At 60.1% G+C, this 25,385-nt stretch carries 27 protein-coding genes; 14 read left to right on the top strand and 13 right to left on the bottom strand.

All coding sequences use genetic code 11. The features are described 5' to 3' along the window. Positions 1-50: 50 nt before the first annotated feature. The 3 genes from KGB29_RS18135 to KGB29_RS18125 all read left to right on the top strand — a co-directional run bounded on the left by KGB29_RS18135 (position 51) and on the right by KGB29_RS18125 (position 1,851). Positions 51-713: a LysE family translocator gene (locus KGB29_RS18135; protein ID WP_057713576.1), complete on the top strand. Its 663-nt coding sequence runs from the start codon at positions 51-53 to the stop codon at positions 711-713. A 66-nt stretch (positions 714-779) separates the two neighbouring features. Then, positions 780-1,265 (top strand): GyrI-like domain-containing protein, encoded by a 486-nt coding sequence (locus tag KGB29_RS18130; protein WP_150813264.1) that lies wholly within the window; start codon positions 780-782, stop codon positions 1,263-1,265. A gap of 97 nt (positions 1,266-1,362) precedes the next feature. Further along, positions 1,363-1,851: a GNAT family N-acetyltransferase gene (locus KGB29_RS18125; protein WP_150813263.1), complete on the top strand. Its 489-nt coding sequence runs from the start codon at positions 1,363-1,365 to the stop codon at positions 1,849-1,851. 152 nt (positions 1,852-2,003) lie between these two features. Here the strand turns inward: KGB29_RS18125 and KGB29_RS18120 are convergent, their stop codons facing one another. Next, on the bottom strand, positions 2,004-2,489 hold the full coding sequence (locus KGB29_RS18120; RefSeq protein ID WP_223616467.1) for a GNAT family N-acetyltransferase: 486 nt from the start codon (positions 2,487-2,489) through the stop codon (positions 2,004-2,006). A gap of 141 nt (positions 2,490-2,630) precedes the next feature. Here KGB29_RS18120 and KGB29_RS18115 point away from each other — a divergent pair, with 141 nt between their 5' ends. The 3 genes from KGB29_RS18115 to KGB29_RS18105 all read left to right on the top strand — a co-directional run bounded on the left by KGB29_RS18115 (position 2,631) and on the right by KGB29_RS18105 (position 4,704). After that, complete coding sequence (locus KGB29_RS18115) at positions 2,631-3,056, top strand: YybH family protein (RefSeq protein WP_057713580.1); 426 nt, start codon at positions 2,631-2,633, stop codon at positions 3,054-3,056. 66 nt (positions 3,057-3,122) lie between these two features. Further along, positions 3,123-3,467 carry a YciI family protein gene (locus tag KGB29_RS18110; RefSeq protein ID WP_057713581.1) on the top strand — a complete coding sequence of 115 codons (345 nt, stop codon included), beginning with the start codon at positions 3,123-3,125 and terminating at the stop codon, positions 3,465-3,467. Position 3,468: 1 nt separating this feature from the next. Beyond that, the gene (locus tag KGB29_RS18105; RefSeq protein ID WP_150813261.1) at positions 3,469-4,704 is read left to right on the top strand and encodes an RNA polymerase sigma factor; all 1,236 of its coding nucleotides are present in this window, start codon (positions 3,469-3,471) and stop codon (positions 4,702-4,704) included. 119 nt (positions 4,705-4,823) lie between these two features. Here KGB29_RS18105 and KGB29_RS18100 read toward each other — a convergent pair whose 3' ends face one another. Then, positions 4,824-5,678, bottom strand: coding sequence for a LysR family transcriptional regulator (locus KGB29_RS18100; RefSeq protein ID WP_150815386.1), 855 nt, complete (start codon positions 5,676-5,678; stop codon positions 4,824-4,826). Between the two features lie 90 nt (positions 5,679-5,768). Here KGB29_RS18100 and KGB29_RS18095 point away from each other — a divergent pair, with 90 nt between their 5' ends. Continuing rightward, positions 5,769-6,203, top strand: coding sequence for a multidrug/biocide efflux PACE transporter (locus KGB29_RS18095; RefSeq protein ID WP_150815387.1), 435 nt, complete (start codon positions 5,769-5,771; stop codon positions 6,201-6,203). 189 nt (positions 6,204-6,392) lie between these two features. Here KGB29_RS18095 and KGB29_RS18090 read toward each other — a convergent pair whose 3' ends face one another. After that, the gene (locus KGB29_RS18090; protein WP_150815350.1) at positions 6,393-7,415 is read right to left on the bottom strand and encodes a transporter; all 1,023 of its coding nucleotides are present in this window, start codon (positions 7,413-7,415) and stop codon (positions 6,393-6,395) included. A 271-nt stretch (positions 7,416-7,686) separates the two neighbouring features. Here KGB29_RS18090 and KGB29_RS18085 point away from each other — a divergent pair, with 271 nt between their 5' ends. Next, positions 7,687-9,312 carry a methyl-accepting chemotaxis protein gene (locus tag KGB29_RS18085; RefSeq protein WP_150815349.1) on the top strand — a complete coding sequence of 542 codons (1,626 nt, stop codon included), beginning with the start codon at positions 7,687-7,689 and terminating at the stop codon, positions 9,310-9,312. Between the two features lie 60 nt (positions 9,313-9,372). On the opposite strand, the gene KGB29_RS18080 is transcribed toward KGB29_RS18085, so the two are convergent. Next, complete coding sequence (locus tag KGB29_RS18080) at positions 9,373-9,678, bottom strand: PepSY domain-containing protein (protein WP_150815348.1); 306 nt, start codon at positions 9,676-9,678, stop codon at positions 9,373-9,375. A 253-nt stretch (positions 9,679-9,931) separates the two neighbouring features. Then, positions 9,932-11,056 (bottom strand): glycerophosphodiester phosphodiesterase, encoded by a 1,125-nt coding sequence (locus tag KGB29_RS18075; RefSeq protein WP_150815347.1) that lies wholly within the window; start codon positions 11,054-11,056, stop codon positions 9,932-9,934. A gap of 211 nt (positions 11,057-11,267) precedes the next feature. Between KGB29_RS18075 and KGB29_RS18070 the strand changes: the two genes are divergently transcribed. Then, entirely contained in the window at positions 11,268-11,594 is a 327-nt protein-coding gene (locus tag KGB29_RS18070; protein WP_102670370.1) for a DUF2025 family protein, read from the top strand. Positions 11,595-11,739: 145 nt separating this feature from the next. On the opposite strand, the gene KGB29_RS18065 is transcribed toward KGB29_RS18070, so the two are convergent. Next, entirely contained in the window at positions 11,740-12,063 is a 324-nt protein-coding gene (locus KGB29_RS18065; protein ID WP_150812101.1) for an antibiotic biosynthesis monooxygenase family protein, read from the bottom strand. Beyond that, complete coding sequence (locus KGB29_RS18060; RefSeq protein ID WP_150812102.1) at positions 12,060-12,767, bottom strand: CTP synthase; 708 nt, start codon at positions 12,765-12,767, stop codon at positions 12,060-12,062. The genes KGB29_RS18065 and KGB29_RS18060 overlap by 4 nt, the downstream gene beginning before the upstream one ends. A 15-nt stretch (positions 12,768-12,782) precedes the next feature. Here KGB29_RS18060 and KGB29_RS18055 point away from each other — a divergent pair, with 15 nt between their 5' ends. Beyond that, entirely contained in the window at positions 12,783-13,724 is a 942-nt protein-coding gene (locus tag KGB29_RS18055; RefSeq protein ID WP_150812103.1) for a LysR family transcriptional regulator, read from the top strand. Between the two features lie 119 nt (positions 13,725-13,843). On the opposite strand, the gene KGB29_RS18050 is transcribed toward KGB29_RS18055, so the two are convergent. After that, positions 13,844-14,455: a TetR/AcrR family transcriptional regulator gene (locus KGB29_RS18050; protein ID WP_150812104.1), complete on the bottom strand. Its 612-nt coding sequence runs from the start codon at positions 14,453-14,455 to the stop codon at positions 13,844-13,846. Positions 14,456-14,670: 215 nt separating this feature from the next. Between KGB29_RS18050 and KGB29_RS18045 the strand changes: the two genes are divergently transcribed. Continuing rightward, on the top strand, positions 14,671-15,729 hold the full coding sequence (locus tag KGB29_RS18045) for an MBL fold metallo-hydrolase (protein WP_150812105.1): 1,059 nt from the start codon (positions 14,671-14,673) through the stop codon (positions 15,727-15,729). 23 nt (positions 15,730-15,752) lie between these two features. Here the strand turns inward: KGB29_RS18045 and KGB29_RS18040 are convergent, their stop codons facing one another. The 3 genes from KGB29_RS18040 to KGB29_RS18030 are packed head-to-tail and all read right to left on the bottom strand — an operon-like array spanning position 15,753 to position 16,792. Next, entirely contained in the window at positions 15,753-16,073 is a 321-nt protein-coding gene (locus KGB29_RS18040) for a helix-turn-helix domain-containing protein (RefSeq protein ID WP_102670296.1), read from the bottom strand. Then, a complete protein-coding gene (locus KGB29_RS18035; RefSeq protein WP_102670295.1) occupies positions 16,066-16,428 on the bottom strand; it encodes a type II toxin-antitoxin system RelE/ParE family toxin in 363 nt (120 codons plus the stop codon). The genes KGB29_RS18040 and KGB29_RS18035 overlap by 8 nt, the downstream gene beginning before the upstream one ends. A gap of 46 nt (positions 16,429-16,474) precedes the next feature. After that, on the bottom strand, positions 16,475-16,792 hold the full coding sequence (locus KGB29_RS18030) for a helix-turn-helix transcriptional regulator (protein WP_007998876.1): 318 nt from the start codon (positions 16,790-16,792) through the stop codon (positions 16,475-16,477). A 253-nt stretch (positions 16,793-17,045) separates the two neighbouring features. On the opposite strand from KGB29_RS18030, the gene KGB29_RS18025 reads away from it, so the two are divergent. Beyond that, positions 17,046-17,735, top strand: a complete 690-nt coding sequence (locus tag KGB29_RS18025; RefSeq protein ID WP_150812106.1) for a DUF6933 domain-containing protein — start codon at positions 17,046-17,048, stop codon at positions 17,733-17,735. 19 nt (positions 17,736-17,754) lie between these two features. Here KGB29_RS18025 and KGB29_RS18020 read toward each other — a convergent pair whose 3' ends face one another. Beyond that, complete coding sequence (locus KGB29_RS18020) at positions 17,755-18,720, bottom strand: hypothetical protein (RefSeq protein WP_150812107.1); 966 nt, start codon at positions 18,718-18,720, stop codon at positions 17,755-17,757. A 119-nt stretch (positions 18,721-18,839) separates the two neighbouring features. Between KGB29_RS18020 and KGB29_RS18015 the strand changes: the two genes are divergently transcribed. Both KGB29_RS18015 and KGB29_RS18010 read left to right on the top strand, forming a co-directional pair. After that, positions 18,840-20,630 carry a SulP family inorganic anion transporter gene (locus KGB29_RS18015; protein WP_218543263.1) on the top strand — a complete coding sequence of 597 codons (1,791 nt, stop codon included), beginning with the start codon at positions 18,840-18,842 and terminating at the stop codon, positions 20,628-20,630. Positions 20,631-20,674: 44 nt separating this feature from the next. Next, positions 20,675-24,178, top strand: a complete 3,504-nt coding sequence (locus KGB29_RS18010; protein WP_223616466.1) for an alkaline phosphatase family protein — start codon at positions 20,675-20,677, stop codon at positions 24,176-24,178. Between the two features lie 311 nt (positions 24,179-24,489). Here the strand turns inward: KGB29_RS18010 and KGB29_RS18005 are convergent, their stop codons facing one another. Continuing rightward, a complete protein-coding gene (locus KGB29_RS18005) occupies positions 24,490-24,999 on the bottom strand; it encodes a Bro-N domain-containing protein (RefSeq protein WP_150812110.1) in 510 nt (169 codons plus the stop codon). Between the last annotated feature and the right edge of the window lie 386 nt (positions 25,000-25,385).

The following is a 25,385-nucleotide window of genomic DNA, read 5'->3' as shown; positions in this document are numbered from 1 at the left end:
CAGACTGTCCAGCCTCAATGTAAACAAATTTTTCCGAAGGATAGGGTTCGATGGAATTTACCAGCGGCTTCTTGCTGAGCCTCTCGCTATGCCTGGATATCGGCGTGGCCAACATCGCGATGATCACCCTGGCCATGCAGCGCGGCTATTTCCAGGGGTTTGCGCTGGGGCTGGGGACTTGTGTCGGCGACCTGATCTACGCGGTACTGGCACTGGCTGGCATGACCGTGTTGCTGCAATACGAAACCGTGCGCTGGGTGTTGTGGATCGGTGGCTCGGCGCTGCTGGTGTACTTCGCGGCGAAGATGATCTATTCGGCGATTCACCACGAAGCGGTGCTGGCGCAATCGGCCGAGGTGGGGCACAACTCCCATCGCAAGGAGTTCTTTCGCGGGATCTTCCTGGCCATGTCGTCGCCCAGCGCGATTCTCTGGTTCGCTGCGGTGGGTGGCACGCTGATCGCCCGTTCCGGCGGCGGTGGCGCCCTCAGCTCCGCGCTGTTTCTCGGCGGTTTTCTCTGCGCAGGGATTCTCTGGTGTGTCGGGCTGTGCTTTGCTGCGAGCCACGGCGGCAAGTTGCTCGGCGACAAGTTACTGCGTTACTCCTACATGGCATCGGCAGCGATCTTCTGCTATTTCGCGGTCTACGTGATTCTATCTGGCTATAACGAGTTTGTCGGTTCAGGCGCCGTCGAGCAATTGCACGCCCTGTAATTGGGCGAATCGGGTTTGGCTTCTATACTCCCAGCCGAACCCACTTTTTGCTCCAGGAGTTGAGCCATGGATGAGCAAACACGCGTCGAACTGGCGGAGCCACGCTTCGAACACGGACACTTCCTGCTGATCGCAGGGCTAGGCGGACGATTTACCCAGCAGACCACACAAGGCATTCCCGAACTCTGGGATAAATTCATTCCGCATCTGGGCCGTATTCCGGGTCAAAAAGGCGAAGTCACCTACGGCGTCTGCTGCAATTTCGACGGCAAGGGCGGCTTCGATTACATCGCCGGGGTCGAGATCAGCAAGCTCGACGACTTGCCCGAAACCTACCGCTGGGTAGAAGTTCAGCCGCAGCAGTACGTGGTGTTCGAACACAAAGGACCGCTGGACACCCTGCCGCAAACCTTTCAGTACATCCATGGCACGTGGCTGCCGCAGTCCGGCCACGAGCTATTGGCGGCTCCGGAGTTCGAGCGCTACAGCGAAGACTTCAATCCCAAACTCAACACCGGCAAGCTGGAAATCTGGCTGCCGATCAAGGCATGACACCTGCGCGAGAGGCGGATCAGCCGATTCGTCTCTCGATGTCCCACGGCGGCTGATTTATCATCCCCAGCCTTTCCCATGCTGATCCCGAGCTGCCATGAACACCGTCATCCGCAACGTCACCCCCGCCGATCTGGACCGCTGCTTTGCCATCGAAACCCTTGCCTATGAAGGTGACGAAGCCGCGACCCGCGAGAAGATCGCCACCCGCATCGCCACCTGGCCCGAGGGTTTTATCGTCGCTGAAGTGGACGGGGTTGTCGCCGGATTCATCAACTCCGGTGCGGCGTTCCAGGTGGAAATGTCGGACGAGGCGTTCAAGGAACTGATCGGCCACGACCCGGCCGGGTCGCATGTGGTGATCATGTCGGTGGTGGTGCACCCGGATTATCAGGGCCAAGGCCTGGCCAAGCGCCTGATGGGCGAGTTCATCGAGCGCATGCGCGCGATGGGCAAGGTCACCATCAACCTGATGTGCAAGGAACGGCATATTCCGTTGTATGCCGGGTTCGGCTTTGCCTACGTTAAACCCTCGGCCTCGGACCATGGCGGCATGGCGTGGCATGAGATGGTGCTGGCGTTGTAAGCCACACTGAGGATCCCCTGTGGGAGCGGGCTTGCTCGCGAAGAGGCCGGTACACTCGACATCTCTATTGACTGACACACCGCTTTCGCGAGCAAGCCCGCTCCCACAGGGGCGGTGTTGTGTCAGCAATATCAGTAGTGACTATCGAACAGTCAAAACACCAACCCCATCCGCCGCTCATACCCGATCCGGCCCTTGTACGCCTTGCCGCTGTCGACAAAGCCAAACCTGGCGTACAGGGCGATGGCGGCTTCGTTGTCGGCATCCACTGACAGCTCCAGCCCCCTGATTTCCGGCCAGGCCAGGCGCGCCGCCTCGGGCAGCGCTTGCAGGCAGGCCTTGCCGTAGCCCTTGCCCTGGGCGCGTTGATCGACTTGCAGCGCATGCAGCGTGGCGCTGTGCTCATCGGCCCAGGCCGGCAACACCGGCGGGCGCTTGAGCAGCAGGAACGCGACGGGCACATCCTCGGCCAGCAGGGCGAAGCCCTTGACGCCGGGGCCGGGCTTGGACAACAGCGTGTGCAAGGCGCCGTGGATGTCACCCGAGAATCTGATCTGTTCCGAATGCACTTCAATGGCCTCGACCTGCTGGCGCTGCAGCGCATTCAGGCTTTCATAAGGCACGAGTCGGGTTGTCACGGGAGTGTCCTTTTTCCATCACAAATGAGCCTCGGATTCTAGCGAGTTTGCTTTCCCGGATTATTTTTATTTCACCTGTCGATTCACCGGATCGCCAGACGACTAAGGGTGTCTTCACTATAAAAACCACGGAGAACCACCATGAACTCGCAAACCCAGATCCAGAACCTCATCGAGAACTATCGTCAGGCGGTCATGACCAAGGACATTGAAAAAGTCATGGCCCTGTATGCCGATGACATCGTCTCTTTCGACGCGGTCAAGGCCCTGCAATTCAAAGGCAAGCCGGCGTATCGCGCGCATTGGCAGGCCTGCATGGAAATGTGCCCCGGCCCGCACATCTTCGAATTCGACGAAATCACCATCGAGCCGTCCCAGGAAATTGCGTTCGCTCACTGGCTGGCACATTGCGGTGGCACCAACGACAAGGGCGAAACCCAGTCCTGCTGGATGCGCGTCACCGCCTGCTATCGGCAAGAAGCCGGGCTGTGGCAGATCGTCCACGAACATTGGTCGGCGCCATTCGACATGACCAGCGGCGCGACGCTGTTCGACCTCAAGCCCTGATCGTCGGGAAGCCGAGCCAGAATGCCAATCAGCGGCCATAGTTGATCGTTCGATAAGGAGAGCGTGATGAAGTATTTATGCCTGGTCTACAGCGATGAGCGGTTGCTGCATTCGCTGCCGGAAAGCCCGAAGGACGAAGAGTGCATGGCCTATGCCGAGTCGATCCAGGGCAGTGGCCGGATGGTCGCCGCCGAGGCGCTGGAGTCGGTACAGACCGCCACCACGGTGCGCATGCGCAACGGCAAGATGTCGATCACCGACGGGCCATTCGCTGAAACCAAGGAGCAGTTGGCCGGTTTTTATCTGATTGATGCCAAGGACCTCAACGAAGCCATCCAGGTCGCCGGGAACATTCCGGCGGCCCGGGTCGGCAGTGTCGAAGTGCGCCCCGTTCGGCAGTTGAATCCTTAAGATGCCGGGGCTGCCGGTTCAGGCGCAGGTCGAGCGGGTTTATCGCGAAGAGTCGCGGCGGATTCTTGCGACCCTGATTCGCTTGCTGGGGGATTTCGACCTCGCCGAAGAGGCCTTGCACGAGGCGTTTTTCATCGCGGTCGAACGCTGGCAGCGTGACGGCGTGCCGGACAATCCGCGGGCCTGGCTGGTGTCCACCGGGCGCTTCAAGGCCATCGATGCCCTGCGCCGGCGCGCACGCTTTGCCGCGTCGCAGCCCTTGCTGATCGCGCAACTGGAGGAACTGGAGCAGGCCGACTGGAGTGATGAAGACGTGGAAGACGATCGCCTGCGGCTGATCTTCACTTGCTGCCACCCGGCCCTGGCGGCCGACGCACAAGTGCCGCTGACGCTGCGGGAAGTCTGCGACCTGACCACGGAAGAAATCGCCCGGGCCTTTCTCTCGGCCCCGGCCACCATCGCCCAGCGCATCGTGCGCGCCAAGGCGAAGATCCGCGATGCGAAAATCCCTTATCAAGTGCCGACACTCGCTGAGCTACCCGAGCGCCTGGACAGTGTATTGCGGGTGATTTACCTGGTGTTCAACGAGGGCTACTCGGCGTCCATCGGGGCAGAACTGATTCGTGAGGATTTGACCCGCGAAGCGATCCGCCTCGGCCGGTTGCTGGTGGAGTTGTTGCCGGAGCCGGAGGTGATGGGCTTGCTGGCGTTGATGCTGCTGCACGAGTCGCGCCGCCCGGCCAGGACCTCGGTGAGCGGCGAGCTGATTGTGCTGGACGAACAGGACCGTTCGCTGTGGGACGCCGGGTTGATCCGCGAAGGCTGCACGCTGGTCGAGCGGGCGCTGACCATGGGACGATTCGGACCTTATTGCCTGCAAGCGGCGATCGCAGCGGTGCACGCCGAAGCCCCGACGGCGGGGGAAACCGATTGGCCGCAGATTGTCGGTCTGTATGACGTCCTGCTGCGGGCGGTGCCGTCGCCGGTGATCGAGTTGAATCGTGCGGCGGCGATTTCGCAACGCGATGGTCCACTGGCGGGGCTGACGTTGGTCGACGCCATTCTGGATCGGGGAGAACTGCTCGACTACCACCTCGCGTATTCGGCGCGGGCGCAATTCTGTTGGCAACTGGGTCGCAAGCAGGAGGCGCGGGCCGCGTGGGAGCGGGCGCTGGCGTTGACCCGACAGGAGCCGGAGCGGCGGTTTATCGAAGAGCGGCTCAAGGCGTTGGAGTGATGCGGCCGGTCTGGCCTCATCGTCGGAACGCCGCCCGGAGCAAGCTCGCTCCCACAGGGATTGATGGTGTACTCGAAACTGTGGGAGCGAGCTTGCTCGCGATAAGGGCCGAAGGACCTTCACTCCAGCATCTTGCCCAGCAACCAGCTCCCCGCCGGCCCCGGCGGATTCAGCCGCGACCACAACGCATCCACCGACACCGTTTTCGGCCAGCCGCGCACCACCAGTTCCTGCAACGTACCGGGCCCGAACCGTTCGACCAGCCAGCGGGGCAACGGCGCCCAGCCGAATCCGCCCTGGGCCATTTCCAGCAGCATCAGATAACTCGGCGCCGACCATACGCGGCCCTTCGCCCGGCTCTCATAGGGATTGATGATGGTGGCCAGACGCAGTTCGCGGTGTTGCTGCAGTACGTCCCGGTCGATGTGGTCCAACGTCGCCAAAGGATGCGTCGAGGACACGAACAAGGCGATTTCCGTGCGTTCGTCCACCGTCGAACTGACCAGGTCCGGCGGGTAGCTGTCCTGCATTTCGGCGAAGGCAATCTGCGCCCGGCCGCTTTGCACCAGGGACATCAGGTCGTCGCATTCGGCGATCAGACACTCGAGCTCCAGGTCCGGGTAACGCTGCTCGAAGGCACTGAGGGCGGCTTCGAAGCGGTCCGACTGATAGGTATCGGACAGCGCCACCGTCAGCTTCGCTTCCACCCCTTGGGACAGTTGGCTGGCGGCTATTTCCAGGCGACTGGTGGCGGCCAGGATGTCTTCGGCCCGTTGCAGCATGACGTGTCCGGCCGGGGTCAGGCCGGGCTTGCGGCTGCTGCGGTCGAACAGCGTCAGGTTCAGGTCGATTTCCAGGCTGGCCACCGCCGCACTGATGGTCGATTGACTGCGGCCCAATTTGCGCGCCGCGGCGGAAAACGAGCCTTGGATCGCGGCTTCGACAAACGCCAGCAACACTTCGTGAGAGGCCATGAACTATCGCCTTGATCGATGGTTATTGGTTATGAAGTATCGGTGTGCTGATGGATCATGGCAACCACAGTCACCCAAGGGAGTTCGGCCATGAGCGCCAACAAATCCATCACTGAACGTATTTTTCAAGCCATCGGCTTCGAACTGCTGGCCATCCTGATCTGTACCCCATTGCTGGCCTGGATCATGAAGAAACCGATGCTGGAAATGGGCATGGTCACCATCCTCATCGCCGGCCTGGCCCTGGCCTGGAACGTGGTCTTCAACGGTATGTTCGATCGGCTGCTCAAGCGTCTCGCCATCGCACACAACGCCTGGGTCCGCGTGGTGCATGCGCTGTTGTTCGAAGGCGGCCTGGTCGCCCTCGGCGTGCCGCTGATCGCCTGGTGGCTGAATGTCAGCCTGTGGCAGGCGTTCGTGCTGGATATCGGTGTGCTGCTGTTCTTCCTGCCGTACACCTACGTCTACCACTGGGTGTATGACGTGGTTCGGGAGCGGATGCTGGTGACTCGCGAGGTTTGCTGAGTGCCGTTTTTGTGGCGAGGGCGCTTGTCGGAACGCCGCACCGCCCCGTTCGGCTGCGCAGCTGGCGTAAAACGATTGAGTACGGAATGTCCGAAGAAACCGGTTTGCAGGGTATGGGGTGGCTGCGCCACCCAACGGGGGCAAGCCCCCTCGCCACAGTTGATCAGTGTGTCAGGTGATGACGGGGACTCAATAATCCCGCTGCTTGCGAAACGCCCAGCGCCCGGCGATCACGGTAAAGGTCGCGACCAGCGCCACCAGGATCCAGAAACCCTCCGGGTCATCCGCCAGCGGAATGCCGCCGACGTTCATGCCGAAGAAACCGGCGATGATGTTGATCGGCAGCGCCAGCACCGTCACCACCGTCAGGGTGAACAGCGTGCGGTTGGTCTGTTCGTTGATGTTGGCGGCGATCTCTTCCTGCAACAGCTTGATCCGCTCACCCAGCGCCGTGAGGTCGTTGATGATCAGCGCAAACTCCTCAGTGGATTTGCGCAGCTCCTTCACGTCTTCCTTTTGCAGCCATTGCGGCGGCCGGTTGAGCAGGCGCAGCAATGAGCCTGGCTCCAGCGCCAGCAGTCGTTGCAATCGCACCAGCACCCGGCGATTGGCGCCCAGTTCAGCGCGGTTGGTCGACAGCCGCGAGGACAGCAATTGGTCTTCGATCTGGTCCACGCTCTGACTGGTCTTGCGCACGATCTGGGTCAGCACCTCACCCTGGTCGCGCAGCAAATGCACCAGCAGCTCCAGCGGGGAGCGAAAGCACTCCCGGGCCTTCACCGACGAGCGCAATTTGTCCACCGAGTGCAGCGGTTGCAGGCGGGCGCTGACGATCAATTGACTGCGGGCGCACACCCACAGGGTCGAGACATCCGACGAGACCATGTTGCTGAGGTTGAACACCACGTCGTTGACCACTGCCAGCAACGCGGAGTCGACATGCTCGATGCGTGTCGAACGCGAGCCTTCGTGCAGCGCTTCGAAAAATTCCTCGGGCAACTCCAAATGGCTTTTCATCCAGCGCTCGCACGCGGCATGGGCGAGGTTCAGGTGCAACCAGAGAAATTGCTCGTCGCTTTGCGGCTGTTGCAGGTACTGCAAGGCCTCGGCGGAATTGATTTCCCGACCGGCCTCACCGGGGCGAAAACTGAAACCGTAAAGCAGGCCGAACAGATCCGTGTCGCGATGGCTTTGATCGATGCTGTGGTTCATGAGGACTCGCAAGGGGAGGCGCCTGTCACGTGTTTTACAGGTTCACTTGAGCGGCATCATCGCAAGCGGGAATGACGTTTTTGTGACAGAAAAACAACGCAAAAAATTGTTCTACCGGCGGTCGGGATTTTCTCAAGAACCGCTCTGGTTAGCCGATCACGCTTGGGTTAAGTTGCGCGCCGCAGGCCTCGGCCGGGACCGCAGACAGGGATGTCCGGACACTTTTCACGCCTTAACGGGCGTGCCACATTCCTGTCATGAGTACCCTGCGATGCTTTTGCAAAAGTCCCTGAGAGCACAAATTCTCGCCCTGCTGAGCGGCAGCCTGCTGGCGATGCTGTTGATCGCCCTGGCGTGCTTTCACTTCCTGTCCAGCGGCGTGCAGAACTACGCCAATCTGATCGAAGGCCCGCTGCACACCTCGCAATTGATCGATGAAGCCAACCTGCAATTCAAGGTGCAGGTGCAGGAATGGAAAAACGTCCTGCTGCGCGGCAAACAACCGGCTGACCTGAGCAAGTACTGGGGGCAATTCGAGGACCGTCAGCGCGATGTGCAAAACATCCTTGGCGAACTGGCCGCGCAGAAGGGCATCGAGCCGCAACTCAAGAGCCGCATCGAGCGCTTGCGTGACGAACATCGCCAGTTGGGCGCGGCCTATCAGAAGGGCCGGGACGCGTTCGTGGCCGCCGGTGGTGACCCTGCGGCGGGCGACGCGGCGGTCAAGGGTGTGGACCGCGCAACCAGCGATCAGATGAGTGAACTGGTCAGCGAGTTGCGCAAGCAGGGCGCCGAGCAATCGACACTGATCAGTGCCAGTGCCGAGCGCACGGTGTTGCTGGGGCTGGTCGTGATGCTGGCTTCGGGGGTACTGATCGGCCTGCTGAGCCTGTGGCTGGTCAACCGCAACCTGGTCGAGCCGATCCGCAAACTGATCGAATACGTGGCGCAACTCAGCCAGGGGCGTATTGCCGAGCGCGTGGCCAGCACCCGTCAGGACGAGTTGGGCAAACTGGCGATGGCCGCCAACACCCTGCGCGATTTCCTCGCCGAAACCTTCAGCCGTTTGCAGCGCAGCGCGTCGGACCTGGACAGCGCCAGCGGTGAGTTGAACTCGATCGCCACCGTGATGGCCGGCGGCACCAACGAGCAGTTCAACCGCACCGATCAGGTGGCCACGGCGATGAACGAAATGTCCGCCACTGCACAAGAAGTGGCCCGCCATGCCGCCGAAGCGGCGCGGGCCGCCGACGATGCCGACCAGTCCGCCCAGCAGGGCGAAAAAGTCATGCAGGGCACCATCCACACCATCACCCAGATGCGCGGCGAAATCGCCAACACCGCCACGGTCATCCGCCAACTGGAAACCGACAGCGGACGCATCGGCAAGGTTCTGGAGGTGATTCGCGGGATCGCCGAACAGACCAACCTGCTGGCACTCAACGCGGCCATCGAAGCGGCCCGCGCCGGTGAGGCCGGACGCGGATTCGCTGTGGTGGCCGACGAAGTGCGAAGCCTGGCCCAGCGCACGGCGGCGTCGATCATTGAGATCAACCAGATCATCCAGACCGTGCAGACCGGCGCAATCGAAGCGGCCCAGGCGATTGAAAGCGGTCAGTCGCGCAGCGAACAGAGCGTGCAGCAAGTGACCGAGGCCGGCGCCATGCTCGAACGCATCACCCTGGCCGTGGAAGCCATCCGCGACATGAACCGCCAGATCGCCACTGCCGCCGAAGAGCAGACCTCGGTGGCCGAAGACATCTCGCGCAACCTCACCGAAATCACCAGCATCGCCAGCACCAACCTGGACAACGTGCAGCGCACTGAAGCGGCCAGCACCAATCTGCACGGCTTGTCGGGACAGTTGAACGAGGTGACGGCGCGCCTGAGCGCTTGAATCCCGAAAACGCAAAAGCCGCACGATGTTCCCATCGTGCGGCTTTTGTCTGTTTGGGGATTACGTGTCCTGTTTGTTTTCCAGGACCTTGCCGTTGGAGGCATCGATGTCCACATCCCACTCGATGTTCTTGGCGTCACGCAGTTTAACTTCGTACTCGTAACCGTTGAAGTGGTTGTCCAGCTCGGTCTTGGTAATCGTTGCACCCGGATGCAGATCCAGCGCGATCTTGTTCAAGTCTTCCAGTGGCTTGATCTTGCCGTCCTTGACCAGTTGCGGGATCTGATCGACTCGCACATCGGCCTGGGCCAGGCCGGCGGTGAGGGTCAGGGCTGCAGCGGTAAACAAAGCAGTCAGGGTCTTCATGGGCTTCTTTCCTTGGGTGATCTGTTTAAGTGAGATCAGGTTAGCCTGTGTAACTTAATCCACCCTTAAATCCCTCTACATGTCCTGCATCAATCCCTGTGGGAATGTGTGTTCGCCGCAAATTTTGCTGGCACACGCATAACCTGTGGGAGCGGGCTTGCCCGCGAAAGCGGAGTGTCAGTCAACGTGGATTTTGAAACTGATGGCCCCTTCGCGGGCAAGCCCGCTCCCACAGGTTTTGCGCAATTCTGGATCAATACCCGTTGTTCTGTAGCACCTGCGCAACACTCGCCGCCGGGCGTTTATAGAACTTCAACAACTCACTGGCGCGATTGGTGAAAATGCCGTCGACACCGGCGTCCATGACTTTCCGGTAGTCCACCGCATCGTCGATGGTGTAGACGTGCACCAGCAGGCCCTGATCGTGGGTGTACTGGTTCATCCAGGGTTGCACCAGATCCGAGTAGCTCTGGTCGCCACCCTGGGTCAGTGCGGCGGACGGGCCGGTGCCGATGGCGCCCTGGGCCTTGGCGTAGTCGACCCAGTGCTGGAATTCGGCTTTGTCCTTCGGTTGCTGTTTGGCGTAGTAAGCGGCTTTGTCCTTTTCGCCGGACTCGGCAAATGTCACCTTGGACTTGGGCTCGATACTGCCTTCACCGACCCACAGCAGCAGGATCTTCGGCACCGTCGGCATCTCTTTTTGCAGCAGTTCGAGGCTGCTCTTCTCGAAAGTCTGCAGGACCACCTTGCCTTTGCCCTGGCCGACCGCCAGCTCGTTTTTTGCCAGTTTCGAAGCGGTCGGGCTCAGCCAGCCCCGGTCCTGAAGTTTTTCCTTGAGGTCGCGTTCGATGCCGGGGAACTGCTTGGGCTCCTTGGTCTCGATGTACAGACCGGGCTTGTGCAGGCTGTTGCCCTCGGCGATGTCGATGATTTCATCAAGGGTCAGAATCTTCAGGCCCGCGAAGGCGGGACGTGCGCGATCCGGGTACGCGGCATTGAACCAGCTGCCCGCGTCCAGGGTTTTCAGTTCGGCCATGGTGAACGCATTGGCGGGGCTGTCCTTGCGCTCGGGGAATTTGCTGGCGACGTCGGTGGTGCGTTGCAGATTGTTGTCGTGCAGGGCAAACAGCACGCCATCCTTGCTGCGCTGCAGATCCAGTTCCAGGTAGTCGGCGCCCAGGTCGCGGGCAGTCTTGTAGGCGGCGGCGGTGGATTCCGGCGCATCGAACGATGCGCCACGGTGGGCGATCACCGCTGGATGCGGAATGTCCAAGCGGGTGGCCAGTGCCGCGGGACCGGGTTCGCTGGCGGCCTGTGCGTGGCCGAGAGCGAGCAACAGGCTCAGTAACAGGGCGCTTTTAGTAAAGGTTGTGGGCATGGTCGAGATCCTTTCGCAATAAGTGAGCGGTCCCTTTTAACAACTCATCGTTGCAGGCGCTATCGCCAGACCGACATAAACCTGTCGAAAGCTGATTTTCGTCAGCGCTTTTGTGCGCCCGTTTGCAGTACGCTGGGGCCCTGCAATTTCCCCGGCAGAGGGAAACGCAGGCCCTGCGTGTAAACCAACGATCACCATTGCGGGGTTTACCATGCGCATCACTTCCCAGCTCATCTGCCAGGCTGCCGACCAACTCAAAGGCTTCGTCGGCCTCAACCGCAAGACCGGGCACTACATCGTGCGCTTCAGCGAAGACTCGTTCGGCATGGACGTGGCGGACGACGGCATCATCCCTGTCAGCGAATTCGTCTGGGTCGCGGGGCCCGGGCAGGTCATGACGCTCAAGCGTGAATTGATCCAGCTGCTGCTGGACCAGAACATCGATGACCGGATCAACATCACCGAGCCGTTGCGGGTGTATATGAACCGGCGGGAAGTGCCGGAGATTTCGGCGGTTCGCAGTCTGGTTCAGGGGTGAGTTTTTGCGGTGAATTGACGGGCCCCATCGCGAGCAAGCTCGCTCCCACAGTAGATCTTTGTCGCGCACAAATGTTGTGACCGACCGGGATCAAAATGTGGGAGCGAGCTTGCTCGCGATGGCGGCCTGAAGAACTCTAAATCAGTTACTGATCGAACCCGTAGGCCCGCTCAACCCTGCACACCCGCGTATGACACCGCGCATACCAGGTCGAGCGCCCACGCTCGCGAATCGCACTGTGCTCAGGATGATGCTTCCACGCCAGGACTGCCGCCTCACTGGCCCAGTACGACACAGTAATCCCAAGCCCATCCTCACCCCGCGCCGACTCCACACCAAGAAACCCCGGCTGTTCGCGGGCCAGTTCCAGCATCCGTGCGGCCGCTTCGGCGTAACCCTGGTCACCCTCGGTGCGCAGTGAAGTGAAGATCACCGCGTAATAAGGCGCAGCTGGCGTATCGGCGATCATGACGAGCGCCCCGCACAGGCTTCGACAAAGGCGCCAACCAAAGGAGGCAATACGCCCTTGAGCGCCGCCCGCTCGGGCTGGAACAAGGTCGCGACAAAGAACGGATGACCGCTGAGTTCGACCGCCCGCAGTCCGTGTTCCGAATCGTGGCCGACGGCATGTAGTTCGCGCTTGAGCAACTCCCCTTCGTACTGCGGATTCACACCAAAACGACAGCGATAGCCTTCACGAATCTCGGTGCTTTCGTACGCCTTGGCGAGCAACGAACCCTCAAGCAAATCAATCGTATCGACCGCTTCCACCAGCGCACACGACAGTGGCGTCAGCAGCGCCCGCGCGGCATCGGGATTTGTCTCGCCGTGTTCGGCATCCGACCAGCCCAGTACGTTGCGCGCATATTCCAGCACCGCGTGTTGAAAACCACCGCAGGTGCCGAGGAAAGGTCGCCGTTGTTCGCGGGCAAAGCGAATCGCCAGCAATGCACCGTCCATGCTCCGGTAAGGGCTGGCCGGCACACACCAGAACCCGTCGAATCTGTGCAGCGGTGTCTCGACGTGGATGTCATCGGTGGCCAGCCATTGCCATTGCACGTTCGGGCCACTGTGTTCAGCGGCCATTTCGATGGCGACGGGAATGGCCTGGTGGGCGGTGACTTGCGGGTCGTAGTCGCCGATCAGGGCGATGCGAATCGGGCGGGTTTCCATGTGGGGCCTCTGCACTTGTTGATTGCTGGTGCCCACTATAGATTGGCGCTCACGCACTCAATATTGGCGTTTTCCCAAGTGATCAATGCAGCGACGCACTATCGACTGGACTACCCGGACCTGGCCCTGATCCTCGCGCTGGTACGCGGCGGCTCTCTGGCCCGGGCAGCGCAACTGCTGAAGGTGGATGTTTCGACGGTGTTTCGAGCAGTGCGCCGGCTGGAGGGTGCACTGGGTCAGCAACTGTTCGAAAAAAGCCGCGCCGGGTACCTGCCCACCACTCTGGCGCAGTCCCTTGCTGAACAGGCCGAGCGCGCTGAACAGGCTCTGGAGGCGGCGCGCATCGGTGTGGAGCAGGGCGGAGAAGTGATCAGCGGCATCGTGCGCCTGACCTGTACCGATTCGGTCCTGCAAGGTTTGCTGTTGCCGGCGCTGGCGCAGTTCATGCCGAACTATCCGGCGCTGACCCTTGAACTGAGCACGTCCAATGATTTTGCCAACCTCAGCCGTCGGGATGCCGATATCGCCCTGCGCCTGACCCGCACGCCACCGGAGCATCTGGTGGGACGGCGGCTGGCGGACATTTCCTATCGCGTGTGTGCCAGCGAGCGATACCTGCAATCGGTCAATACCACTGATCTGGCCTCATTGACCTGGATCGCCCCGGATGACTTCCTGCCTGATCACCCGACCGTTACCTGGCGTCGCCAAGCCTTGCCGGGGGTAACGCCGGGCTATCGCTGCAACAGCATGCTGTCGGTGACCGAACTGGTCAGGGCCGGCCTGGGTGTAGCGGCGTTGCCGGATTTTTTGATCGGCGACGGATTACAGCCGCTGAGCGAACCCCTGCACGGATACGACACCGCGCTGTGGCTGCTGACCCGTCCCGACTGCCGTGCCTTGCGCTCAGTGGTTACCTTGTTCGATGAGTTGGGGCGGGCGCTGAAACTGCCGTGAACCTGTTCAGGTTCTTGGCTGAGGCTCACTAAAGCCTCAGTGCCAGTTTCATTCTGAAACACATCGTGCCGTTCAAATCAGAGCCATCGATCCTTCGACACCGCCGTCAAACTTGTCATTTATTGCAACTGATAGCAGGCCAGAAACATGTCCAGCGCGGAGTCTGCCACCTGGTGTTGTTCTTCGGGTGACAAGCCTGGTTTGCCCATGGAAATCTGTGGCCAGAAGGCAAACGACTTGAGCAGCCCCTGCACCTGTTGTGCGGCAAAATCAGGGGCTGTGGCTTTCAATCGGCCATCCGCTTGAGCGGCACGAATCCAGACCGTCAGCCCTTCTTCGCGTTCGCCCATTCGCGCCACCATATCCTGCGCCCGCTCCGGCGAATGAATCGTCGCCGCTATCGCCACCCGCGCCAGGTCGAGAAAATTGTCATCGCCCAACATTTGCAGCTTGGCCATCAGCAATCCACGCAATTGCTCACGCAGCGGCAGGTCGGGACGGTAGGCCGTTTCCTGTTCGGCCGTCACCCGGGTCCATAATTGATTGAGGATCTCGGCGAACAACTCTTCCTTGCTGGGAAAGTGGTTGTACACCGTGCGCTTCGACACACCGGCAGTGGCAGCAATCTTGTCCATGCTGGTGATCTCGAAACCGTTGTCACGGAATTCATTGATCGCGGCATGAATGATCGCTTGGCGTTTTCGGTCGGTGAGGCGCTGTGGAGCTGTCATAAGTACGCTTCGGCAGGAAAAATGGGGGAATTACACTCAGTAGTTTACTTGTCATCGACTTTGATGCAACCTAGAAACTACACTGTGCAGTGTAATGTTTTGTTAATCCTGCCCAGAAAAAATAGAAAGTCCGGCTGATGCGTGCGTGCCTTGGCCATTTATCGTCCCAAAACGGAAAGTCGCGTCATGCGCGGTTTTTCTGGAGTCATTCAGACATGGCCAATTCAACCTCCCCGGCGGACAACGCCTCCACGCCCGAAGCGTCCCGACAGGCTCAAGGGCAGTATCAAAACTTTACGCCGGTTCAACGTTTAAGCTTTGGCAAAACCATGGGTGTCCTATGGAACGTGCTGTTCCACAAACCGCAAAACACTCGCCCGAGCGCGCCCGTCCCGGTGCAAGCGCTGACTCAAGCCGCGCTGATCGCAGCGCCCAACCACAGCGTCTATCGCCTGGGCCACTCCACGGTGTTGCTCAAGCTGCGCGACAAATTCTGGATCACCGACCCAGTCTTCGCCGAGCGTGCCTCGCCCGTACAATGGGCCGGCCCCAAGCGTTTCCACCAGCCACCGATCAGCCTGGAAGAATTGCCACCGATCGAAGCGGTGATCCTGTCCCACGACCACTACGATCACCTGGATCATCAGGCCGTGCTCAAGCTCGCGGACAAGACCAAACACTTCCTTACCCCGCTGGGCGTAGGCGACACCCTGATCAAGTGGGGCATCGACGCGAGCAAAGTCCGCCAGCTGGATTGGTGGCAAGGCACGGAAGTCGATGGCATCCAGTTCATCGCCACCCCGTCGCAGCACTTTTCCGGCCGTGGCCTGTTCGACAGCAACAGCACCCTCTGGGCCTCGTGGGTGATGATCGACGGCGACACACGCATCTTCTTCAGCGGCGACAGCGGCTACTTCGACGGCTTCAAACGCATCGGCGAACAGTACGGTCCATTCGATCTGACCCTGATGGAAACCGGTGCCTACAACGTCGACTGGCCACACGTGCACATGCAACCCGAACAAACCCTGCAAGCCCACCTCGACCTCAAGGGCCGCTGGCTACTGCCGATCCACAACGGCACGTTCGACCTGTCGATGCACGCCTGGTACGAACCTTTCGACCGTATCCTGGCCCTGGCCTGGGAGCGCAACGTATCGATCACCACGCCGCAGATGGGCGAGGCGTTCAACCTGATGCATCCGCAGCGTGGTGGGGCGTGGTGGCTGGCGGTGGAAGGGGAGAGTGATCGGGTGGTGGCTCATAACGCGTAGAGTGATTGGTTGAGTTGTAGACCTCAGCTAAAAACCACTTCAATTCGGCCCTCTTTGCGTGAGCGCGGGGCCGACTTGACCACGATTTGCACATCACGCCCGAGAAGTAACAGGCACTCCATCATCTTGGCCTCACTGATCCCACGAAATTTACCGCGCAACATTTCAGATAGCTTGGGCTGTGACAGACCTAAAATTTCAGACGCCTGAACCTGGGTCAAATGACGAGCCTTGATGATTTCGCCAATTTTTGCAGCCAATTGGGATTTGACTCGCATTTCATTGGCGTTCGGTGTCCCGAGGTCTTCGTAGACGTTGCCACTGCCTTCTTCGATTTCAATCATGTTCTGATCCTTTTGCGTGTTCCTGCGCCGCTTGAAGTCTCTTCCTGATCAAATCGATGTCGTGCTGCGCGGTTTTGATTCCCGTGGTCGACTTTTTCTGAAAACAGTGCAGAACATAAACAGCATTACCAAAACGAACGGTATAAACGGCGCGATAGGTGTTCGTATCGAAGTCCTCAATCAACTCAAGGACTCCGGCACCACCAAAGCCTTTCAGTGGTTTTGCATCTGGGTGCTTCTTGTTGCTTTGGGCCAGATCAAGAGCGTGGCCAAAAACGTCCTGTACATCTGCAGGCATCTGCTTCAGGTCTTTTTTACTGCTGCTAACCCACAGGAGTGGCTTCCTTGTACTCATGTGAAAATATACCTAAATGGGAATAATCGTCAATCGATAAGTTGGCTCACTCCACCATCGCAAAATCCGCCCGCCCAACCGGATTCGGCGTCGACCCCTTCACATTCATCCCTCGACCCGGCGCAAACCCCGGGAAGAACACCAACCCCTCCGATTCGAACCGATAGGCCAGCGCCAGGCGCGTGACATCCAGCACCTCCTGGCGTGCCTCGAAGCGTTGAATGGCATCCACCGAGACTCGGGACTCCCGCGACAACTCTTCCACACTCCAGCCCAGCATCGCTCGGGCCTGGGCGCAGTGGGCCGGGGTGAATTGGAAGAGGGCGATACGTTCCAGGGTGATTTTCATCGCTTGAGAGGCCATGGTGTTCTCCGGGCTCGAGAGTGTTGGTCAAAATATACTGTGTTTTTGTACAGTTGTTTTGAGCCGAGATCAAATGCAATTTTTGATGTGTCTTTTTGGCCGGACGAACGGTGGCTGTCTTGGTGCGAGGGGAAACACTGTCGAAGTCGCCAGGGAATCACAACTCGATTTGAGGGTTGGTAACGGCGGTTTTTTTTCGCAAGAATAGGGAGTCGTCCCGCAGGACTGACCAACCTTAACCAGAGAGCCTGGAATGCTGATTTTCAACTGCACCGAAGCGGCCAGCAAATTCTTCAGTCGTGTGCACAAGGGCAAAAAAATCACCAGGGTGGAAAGTCCACCATCGCCCGTCATTGAGGACGATGAGCCTGATGAGTCCGCCGAACAGTGGCTGGTCCACGCCGTCACTGTTCAACGCAAACATGTGCTGTTCGCCATTCACATTCCGACTCGTTACTGCATGATCTTCGCCGATGCCAAAAAGGCCGACGCTGAGGGGGTTGTTCAACGTTTCGCAGATCGCTGGATTAACGGCCTGATACGTCATGCAGGGCAGTTCGACATCCTTCAGTGGGTCGATGACGAGCCGATGATGGAGCGCTTTCAAGAAAGCTGCGGCCAGTTCATCCTGTACCGGCGCAGCCATCGCAGCGCGCAAAAACACATCGATGAAGTCGCCTGGATTTTTCAGGATGTCGCCGCTGAACGGGGCTCTTTACCACCGGACGAGTTCTCGGCATGCCGCTTTGATGGCGATATGAATGATTGCCCAAGAAACAGCAAAGGCCATAAAGACTATTACTTCCCGGACTCGGAAATGATGGCCCACTGGTTACGTCGATACTGCGGCCTCGACGAATCAGGCATCCAGACTGCACTGGATCGACGTATGGAAGTGAAGCGGGAGATATGGGCGCTGCAAAGGGAGCTCAATTCGCAATGAACCAACGCGGCCTTTCGTATTACTTACCCGCCAACCCCGGCGCTTCCCGCACGATAAAGTGATCCAGATTCTCGATGTTGGCGCTGAACACCCCGAACGTCTGCTCGGGGTTTTTCTTGCTCGGCACCTGCTTCAGCTCGGGCGTCACCCCATAAAAGAAGCAATACAACTCCCGCCCGCTTTCGATGGCGTGCTTGATCTCCTCCAGGAATGCCTTGCGCTTGCGGTAGCTGTCGATCAGCTTCTTGCTCAGGTAAACATTGACCGAGTAAGGCTTTTTCTCGAACCAGACCTTCTTCTCGAAATCGATGCGAAAGCTCTGGGTGTAGTCCTTGATCTCCTTGACCTTGCCCCAGTAAATCAGCCCCTTGTTGTCCTGCAGGTATTCGATTTTCTTGAAAAACGACCCGTAGGGCGCGGTGTGCTCGCCAATCTTCAGCGGCACGCGCTTGAGCAAATCCTTGTCGTCGAAGTTCGACACGAAACACTCCACCGGATGGGCGAAGACGCTGGTCTTGTCCGGGGCCGATTCTCTGCCCGGTTGCTCGACATTGCTTGCCACCGAAGGCGTCAGCGACTCATCCCGCACCCCGTCCACCGCGACCTTCGGGCTGGACGGCTTACGCACATATTCACGCCGAGTCAGTAACAATTCCGACGGGAAATTTTCCTCGCGGCTGTCATCCGTTTCCGTCTCATCCACACCCGACGCAGGCGTCTTCAAGCTGACATAAGGGCAGCCCTCGACATGCCGCGTACTCGGCAGGTTCTTGAAGTGCGGCGTGCGCACGTAATTCACATTCTTCGCGTTGAACGTACCCAGCTCATTGGTCGCATCGAACGTCAAACGGCAGGCATCGTTGGGGCACTGGAAGTGTTCCTTGGCCGAATCGAACGCCATCGTCTCGTCGAAATTCAGATCCCGAACGTCATAGATCGACAACTTGTCGTTGAGGCTGAGGCAGTAGGCGAGGTCGAATTTCATGACGGGTTCCAAATCCTTTAGATGAACAGCTTCCAGTGATGGCGCATTCGAAGCAATAGCTACACTGAGATCACTTCAATATCGCCGGGTCTGCACAGTCCATCAAAGAGAGCGGTTTCATGAGCCATTCAGATGCTTCGCCGCCCCTCCCGGAGCAGGGCCGGATAGCACGTCGGGATGAACAGAGCGGTTGGCGCCGCTGGCTACCGGGCTTGGGCATGCTGCGCGAATACCAATCGGCATGGTTGCGTTACGACATCGTGGCCGGCCTGGTGCTGACCACGATGCTGGTGCCCGTCGGTATCGCCTATGCGGTCGCTTCAGGCGTGCCCGGCATATATGGCCTCTACGCGACCATCGTTCCGCTGCTGTTCTATGCCTTGTTCGGCCCCAGCCGAATTCTGGTGATGGGGCCGGATTCCTCCCTGGTGGCCGTCATCCTTGCGGTCATCATTCCACTCTCCGGCGGCGACCCGCAGCGAGCCGTCGCCCTGGCGGGCATGATGGCGGTCGTCTCAGGCGCGGTGTGCATCCTGGCTGGTATCGCGCGCCTGGGTTTCATCACCGAGCTGCTGTCCAAACCGATCCGCTACGGCTACATGAACGGCATCGCACTGACCGTTTTGATCAGCCAGTTGCCCAAGCTGTTCGGTTTTACGATTGAGTCCGACGGTCCATTGAGCAACATAGGGGCCATTGCCTCCGCGGTGATGGAGGGAAAGGTCAACTGGACCACCTTCACGGTGGGCGGGCTCACCCTGGCGGTGATCCTGCTGCTCAAACGATGGCCGCGACTGCCGGGCATCCTGATCGCCGTGGTTGGCGCGACAGTCGCCGTGGGCGTACTCGACCTTGCGACACGCGCCGGTGTGTCGGTCCTCGGTTCGCTCCCCCAGGGCTTGCCCGGTTTCGCCATCCCCTGGATCACCAGCGCCGACATCGTCCCGGTGTTGATCGGCGGTTGCGCCGTCGCACTCGTCTCGTTCGCCGACACCAGCGTGCTGTCCCGCGTCTATGCGGCGCGGACCCGAACCTACGTCAACCCGAACCAGGAAATGGTGGGCCTCGGCATCGCCAACCTGGCGGCCGGTTTTTTCCAGGGCTTCCCGATCAGCAGCAGCTCGTCCCGCACGCCCGTAGCCGAGGCCGCCGGAGCCAAAACCCAAATGACCGGCGTCATCGGCGCATTGGCGGTTGCCTTGCTGCTGGTGGTGGCGCCGGACCTGCTGCAACATTTACCGTCCAGCGCCCTGGCGGCAGTCGTGATCGCCTCGGCCATTGGCCTGATCGAGATCACCGACCTGCGCCGGATCTATCGCATCCAGCGCTGGGAGTGCTGGCTGTCGATTGTCTGTACCGTCGGCGTGGCCGTGTTCGGCGCCATCGAGGGCATCGGCCTGGCCATCGTGATTGCCGTCATTGAATTCCTCTGGGACGGCTGGCGCCCGTACTCCGCGGTATTGGGGCGCGCCGATGGGGTCAAGGGCTACCACGACATCAAACGCTACCCCGACGCACGCCTGATCCCCGGCCTGGTCCTGTTTCGCTGGGATGCGCCCTTGTTTTTCGCCAACGCCGAACTGTTCAGCGACCGAGTGCTGGACGCCGTGGCGGCATCGCCCACGCCCGTGCGCTGGCTGGTGGTCGCCGCAGAGCCCGTCACCAGTGTCGATGTGACGTCTGCCGACATGCTGGCCGAACTGGACGACACCTTGCATGCGGCGGGTATTGAGTTGTGCATTGCCGAGATGAAGGATCCGGTGAAGGACAAGCTGAAGCGGTTCGGGTTGTTTGCGCGGCTGGGAGAGACGGCGTTTTTTCCTACGATTGGGACGGCTGTGGATAGTTATGTGGCGAATTATCGGGTGGATTACAGGGAGCGGGAAGATGAAGGGAACGGATTGCCGTGAAACCCGCGAGATTGAAATAGAGACTTCACATCAAGGAGCGAACCATGCCGAACAACTGGCCCGCAGGGATTGAGCACGTCGTCGTGCTGATGATGGAAAACCGTTCGTTCGACCATTTGCTGGGGGATTACACAAGCATCAATGCCGCGTGTGACGGTATCAACCGCAAGGCGCCCAGCACCAACCCGTTGAAGCTGGCCAAAGGTAATTCGACGGTGATCACCCAAGCGTCGGAGTTCCCGGAAAACTACAGCCTGTGGGCGCCGCCGCCCCCTCTGCCTCCGGCGCTGCCGCCGGGCAACAGCGAGGGTTTCGACCTTGGCCACGAATTCGTCAACGTAGAGAAACAACTGGGCGTCTCCTTCAAGACCAGCCCGGCCAACCCTACGCTCGCCGGCTTTGCCCAGGACGCCTACGACAAGGCCCGCAGCGACCTGAAGGTATACAAAACCTGGTCGCAATCCATGGCCCAGCGGGCGATGAACTACATCCCGTTCGGCGCCACGCCAGCGAAGGATACGCTGCCGGCCATCCACGGACTGGCGCGTAACTTCACCGTGTGCGACCGCTGGTTTTCCTCGGTGCCAGGCCCCACTTGGCCGAACCGTTTTTTTGCCATGCTCGGCAGTTGCAATGGTCACTTGCTGATGCCCTCCACGGGCACGGTGCTGGCCGGCATCAAAAGCCTGATTGCGCAGTTCGGTGGCGAGAGTATTTTTTCGCTGCTGCGCAACAACGGCCACGACGCGCGGATTTATTCCGATGGCGCGATCCCGCTGGCGGCGCTGGTCAAGGGTGGTTTGCAGCACCTGAGCATCGACGACTTCAAGTCGGACGTCGCCGGTGACAAGCTCCCCGAACTGTCCTGGATCGAGCCGAGCTATGGCCTGCTCAACGGCAAACTCGGGCCCAATGTGTCGCATCATCCGCCCGAAGATTTGCGCTTTGGCGATCAGTTTGTCGGTGAGGTGTTCAACGCCTTGTCGGCCAACACCGCTGTCTGGAACAAAACCCTGTTCGTGCTGCTGTACGACGAACATGGCGGTTTCCATGACCACGTGGTGCCGCCGACTTGCGTGGCGACCGGTTCAACGGTCGATGTTCCGTGGAAAAATCCATTCACCCGCCTCGGCGTTCGTGTTCCGGCGATCCTGGCTTCGCCGTGGCTCAAGCCAGGCTTGATTCCCTGGACGGGCAACGTCCAGGCCCAGCATTACGATCACACCAGCCTGCTGGCGTTTCTTTGCGATCACTTCAAATTGCCGCGCAGTGCCCTCGGCCCGCGGGTGGTCGCGGCGCAGCACTTCGGCAACGCACCTATCTGGCGCGCTGCACCGGGTGTAACGGCTGCGCCAAAATTGGCGGCCACCGTGGTGCCCAGTCGCGTCGGGTTGCCATTGATCGAGTCCGAACTGGCGACCCAGAGCCGGCAGGTGGTGGACAGCGCCACCGGTTACCTCGACGGCCTCGATCCAGAGCAGATCTGGAAAAGCAGCGCCCAATGGGTCAGCGGTTTTCTTGGCAACCGCAGCCGGGCCCTGGCTGATCCGGCTCAGGCCGCGCTCACGCCTGCCGCGCCCAGTGCGGACAGCCTGGAGGCGAAACTGCGACGCCTGCAGGATTTGATGGTGACCGCCCAAGGGCAAGCTGTTCGCCCCGTTGCAGTGCCTGCCAGCAAAGCCTTGGCAGAACCGGGGGCGGAAGTCGCGCCAACACGGCTGCGCGTCCTGTGCCTGCCTGGTGTCGGTTTCACGCCAGCCGGCCAGGGGCAGGGCGGCATCGATGCGAACTGGCAGGATCAATGGCGCACCTTGATCCGTACTCAACTGGCGCAGAACGGTCGCCTCATCGATGACCAGGACATCGACTTCCTGTCCTTCGACGAGCAACTCAAGGAGGGGCCGGACTTCGCCCAGATCACCCGAGGCCTGGCGATGCTGAGCGCCGACGCCAGGGGCAAGGCCGACGAGAATTTCGGCAGTTGGGGACTGCCGGTCAACCAGATGTTGCGCACTACCGTTGGCGCCATCGTGCAATGGATCGAAGACGCCGAGTTGCGCACGGCGTTGACGCAACATCTGTTGGCGAAGGTCGAGGCATTCAATCCACAGATCATCTTCGCCCAAGGGCTGGGCAGCCTGATCGGCTATGACGCCCTGCGCCGCTCGGTGGCAAAAAAAGGGTCGGCACTGAAACGCATCGATGGCCGAGTGTTCGTCAGCTTCGGCTCGCCGATCGCACTGCCGCTGGTGATGCGCGAAGTGTGGGGCGGGCGGGTGCTGCGCCTGAGCGACAACGGCCGAGGCATCCGCCGCTGGTTCCACCTCCACAACCCCAACGACGGCTTGCTGACCCGGCCTATTACCTCGCCGGATTCAGCGCGGGTCGACCTGCAAACCGAATTCAGCGTGCAGCTGCGCGATGACCTGCTCGACCTCAATCACGCCGCCCAGGCCTACTTGTCCTCACCCACCAGCCAGACCGGCCTGTGGCCGCAACTCGCCCGCGATGTGGTGGCGGCGCGAGCGCTGGAAGTGCCGGCGTTCCTGTCCCGCAGCGGCCAACGCAAACGCCGCGCCCTGGTGGTCGGCATCAACGACTACCTCGACCCGAGCGCACGCCTTGAGGGCTGCATCAACGACACCTACCTGATCAGCCGCATGCTTCAGGAAAGCGGCTACGACGCCGGCGACATCCGCTTGCTGCACGACGCCCGAGCGACCCGGGCCAACTTCGTCGAACGCCTCGAATGGCTGGTGGAAGGCGCCCGCGCTGGCGACGAGCGCGTATTGTTCTACTCCGGCCACGGCACCCAGTTGCCCGTATACAGCAGCAGCGGCGAAGCCGACTGCATGGACGAAACCCTGGTGCTCCACGACTTCGACTGGGACGACGAAAGCACCCACTTCACCGACAAACTGTTCCGCCAGTTCTACAGCCACCTGCCATTCGACCCGGACGGCCACGGCGCCAAACTCACCGTCCTGTTCGACTGCTGCTACGCCGGCGGCATGACCCGCGGCAACGGCCGCGTGCGCGGCATCACCCCACCCAGCGACATCCGCCACCGCATGCTGCGCTGGGACCCCTACGCCGGCGACTGGGACCGCCGCGTCTATGCCACCGACGCCGACCGCCGCGACTTCAGCGAACAAGACAACAAAACCCGCGGCCTCACCCGCACCCGCAACACCCAAGGCGCCGCCACCGGCCTGCGCCCCGAGAAAAAGGCCCAACTGCTGCGCCAAACCAAACTCTACGGCCACCACGGGCCCTACATGCCCCTGATGCTCTACGCGGCGCGGGAGAACGAAAAGGCCAGTGAATATGTGGTGGGCTCCAACCACTACGGCGCCTTCACCTACGCCATGGTCGAACAACTGCGCAAGTCGCAGCAGGAGGATGCGACGTTGGGGTTTGATCAGTTGATTGAGCGGGTGGGGAGTGTGTTGAGTGCTAGGTCGTTGGGGCAGACGCCGGAGATTGTTGGGCCTAGTGGGGTTAGGGCGGCGGTGTGTCCGTGGCGGATTAGTGGGTTGGGGAAATGATCTCGTAACCGCAATCACAGCCAAAGAAAAAGGCCGCAGGATAAATCCTGCGGCCCTGATACACAGACGTTACCAAGCCAGCCGCTGAACCCCTGTGGGAGCGAGCTTGCTCGCGATTCACAAAACCAACACAACAACCAAGCCAACCACCAACTTTGTGGCGAGGGGGCTTGCCCCCGTTGGGCTGCGAAGCGGCCCCAAATGCTGCAACTCGGGAGCATCAGACAAACCGAATTGCGCGGATTGACGACTGCTGTCGAAAAAATTGGCTGCCTGAAACCTAGGCAGCCAATTTTAATGTGAGTGAACAATCAGTATCCACGCATCACTCTTGATGCCTTCCGCCACCAGGATTCACGCCGATTGAAAGGATCATCCGCCAACACACACGGCATATCCCGCAATCGAATCCACGGCTCATCCTGCCAATGCAACATACAGAGCGACATCTTCGGCCAATCAAGCAAACTCAACGTCGGGCGCTCCACCATTCGCGACGGCCGTGCATCCCGCAGCGCAGGCACCACCTGATGAGTCAGCCACTCTCGCAGCAATCGATTCTCAGGGCAGTAGTGATAAATCAACAACGCATACACACCTGACTCGCTCACCATCAAACGCTCTTTAGTGGCGCCAAAGAGGTCGACGAGCATCATTTGCCTCTGGTCCGCATCGAGCTTGCGCGTCACGCGCTCATCAAGGTGTTTACCCATAAGTCGACCGAGATCATGTGCGCAGAACCAGGCCTGGTTCTCCAAAAGAAGGGCATGCAGGTGGACGTTGTGACGAGTGAAAATGGTGGGTTTGAGTGATTCAGGCATGGCGGGCCTCCTGGAGCGGAAGCGCGTGGTTGGATCTGTGGGTACGGCGATTCACCTTCATCGTGAAGGTCAGATAGTCAGGCATTTCCTTTACCTCTGGCTGCTTTCTTAGGGCATTCGTTAAGGGTGTCGGGAGCTAAGAAACCCACCAGAGACGGGCCGGACATATTCCCCTTTCGGGTCTTGTATTCGCCCACTCCCGACATAACGGGGATTTTCTCGCAGGCGTAGAGAAACCGCAGACGAAAAAAAGCCGCATGACTGTCGGGTGCGGAGGACCGCTCTGGTTTGTAGAGTTTCTTAGGCTCGGAGCCGAGGGTAGGAGGATCAGATAGCTCCGTCAACCCACAGTTCGTTTCATAAATTTCTGAACACAAGGATCGCTG

Origin of the sequence: Pseudomonas sp. BF-B-30, assembly GCF_019956305.1 — a bacterium.
GTDB lineage: Bacteria > Pseudomonadota > Gammaproteobacteria > Pseudomonadales > Pseudomonadaceae > Aquipseudomonas > Aquipseudomonas jessenii.
Note: the sequence above shows the minus strand (reverse complement) of the source record. Positions and strands in the feature narration are given on the sequence as shown.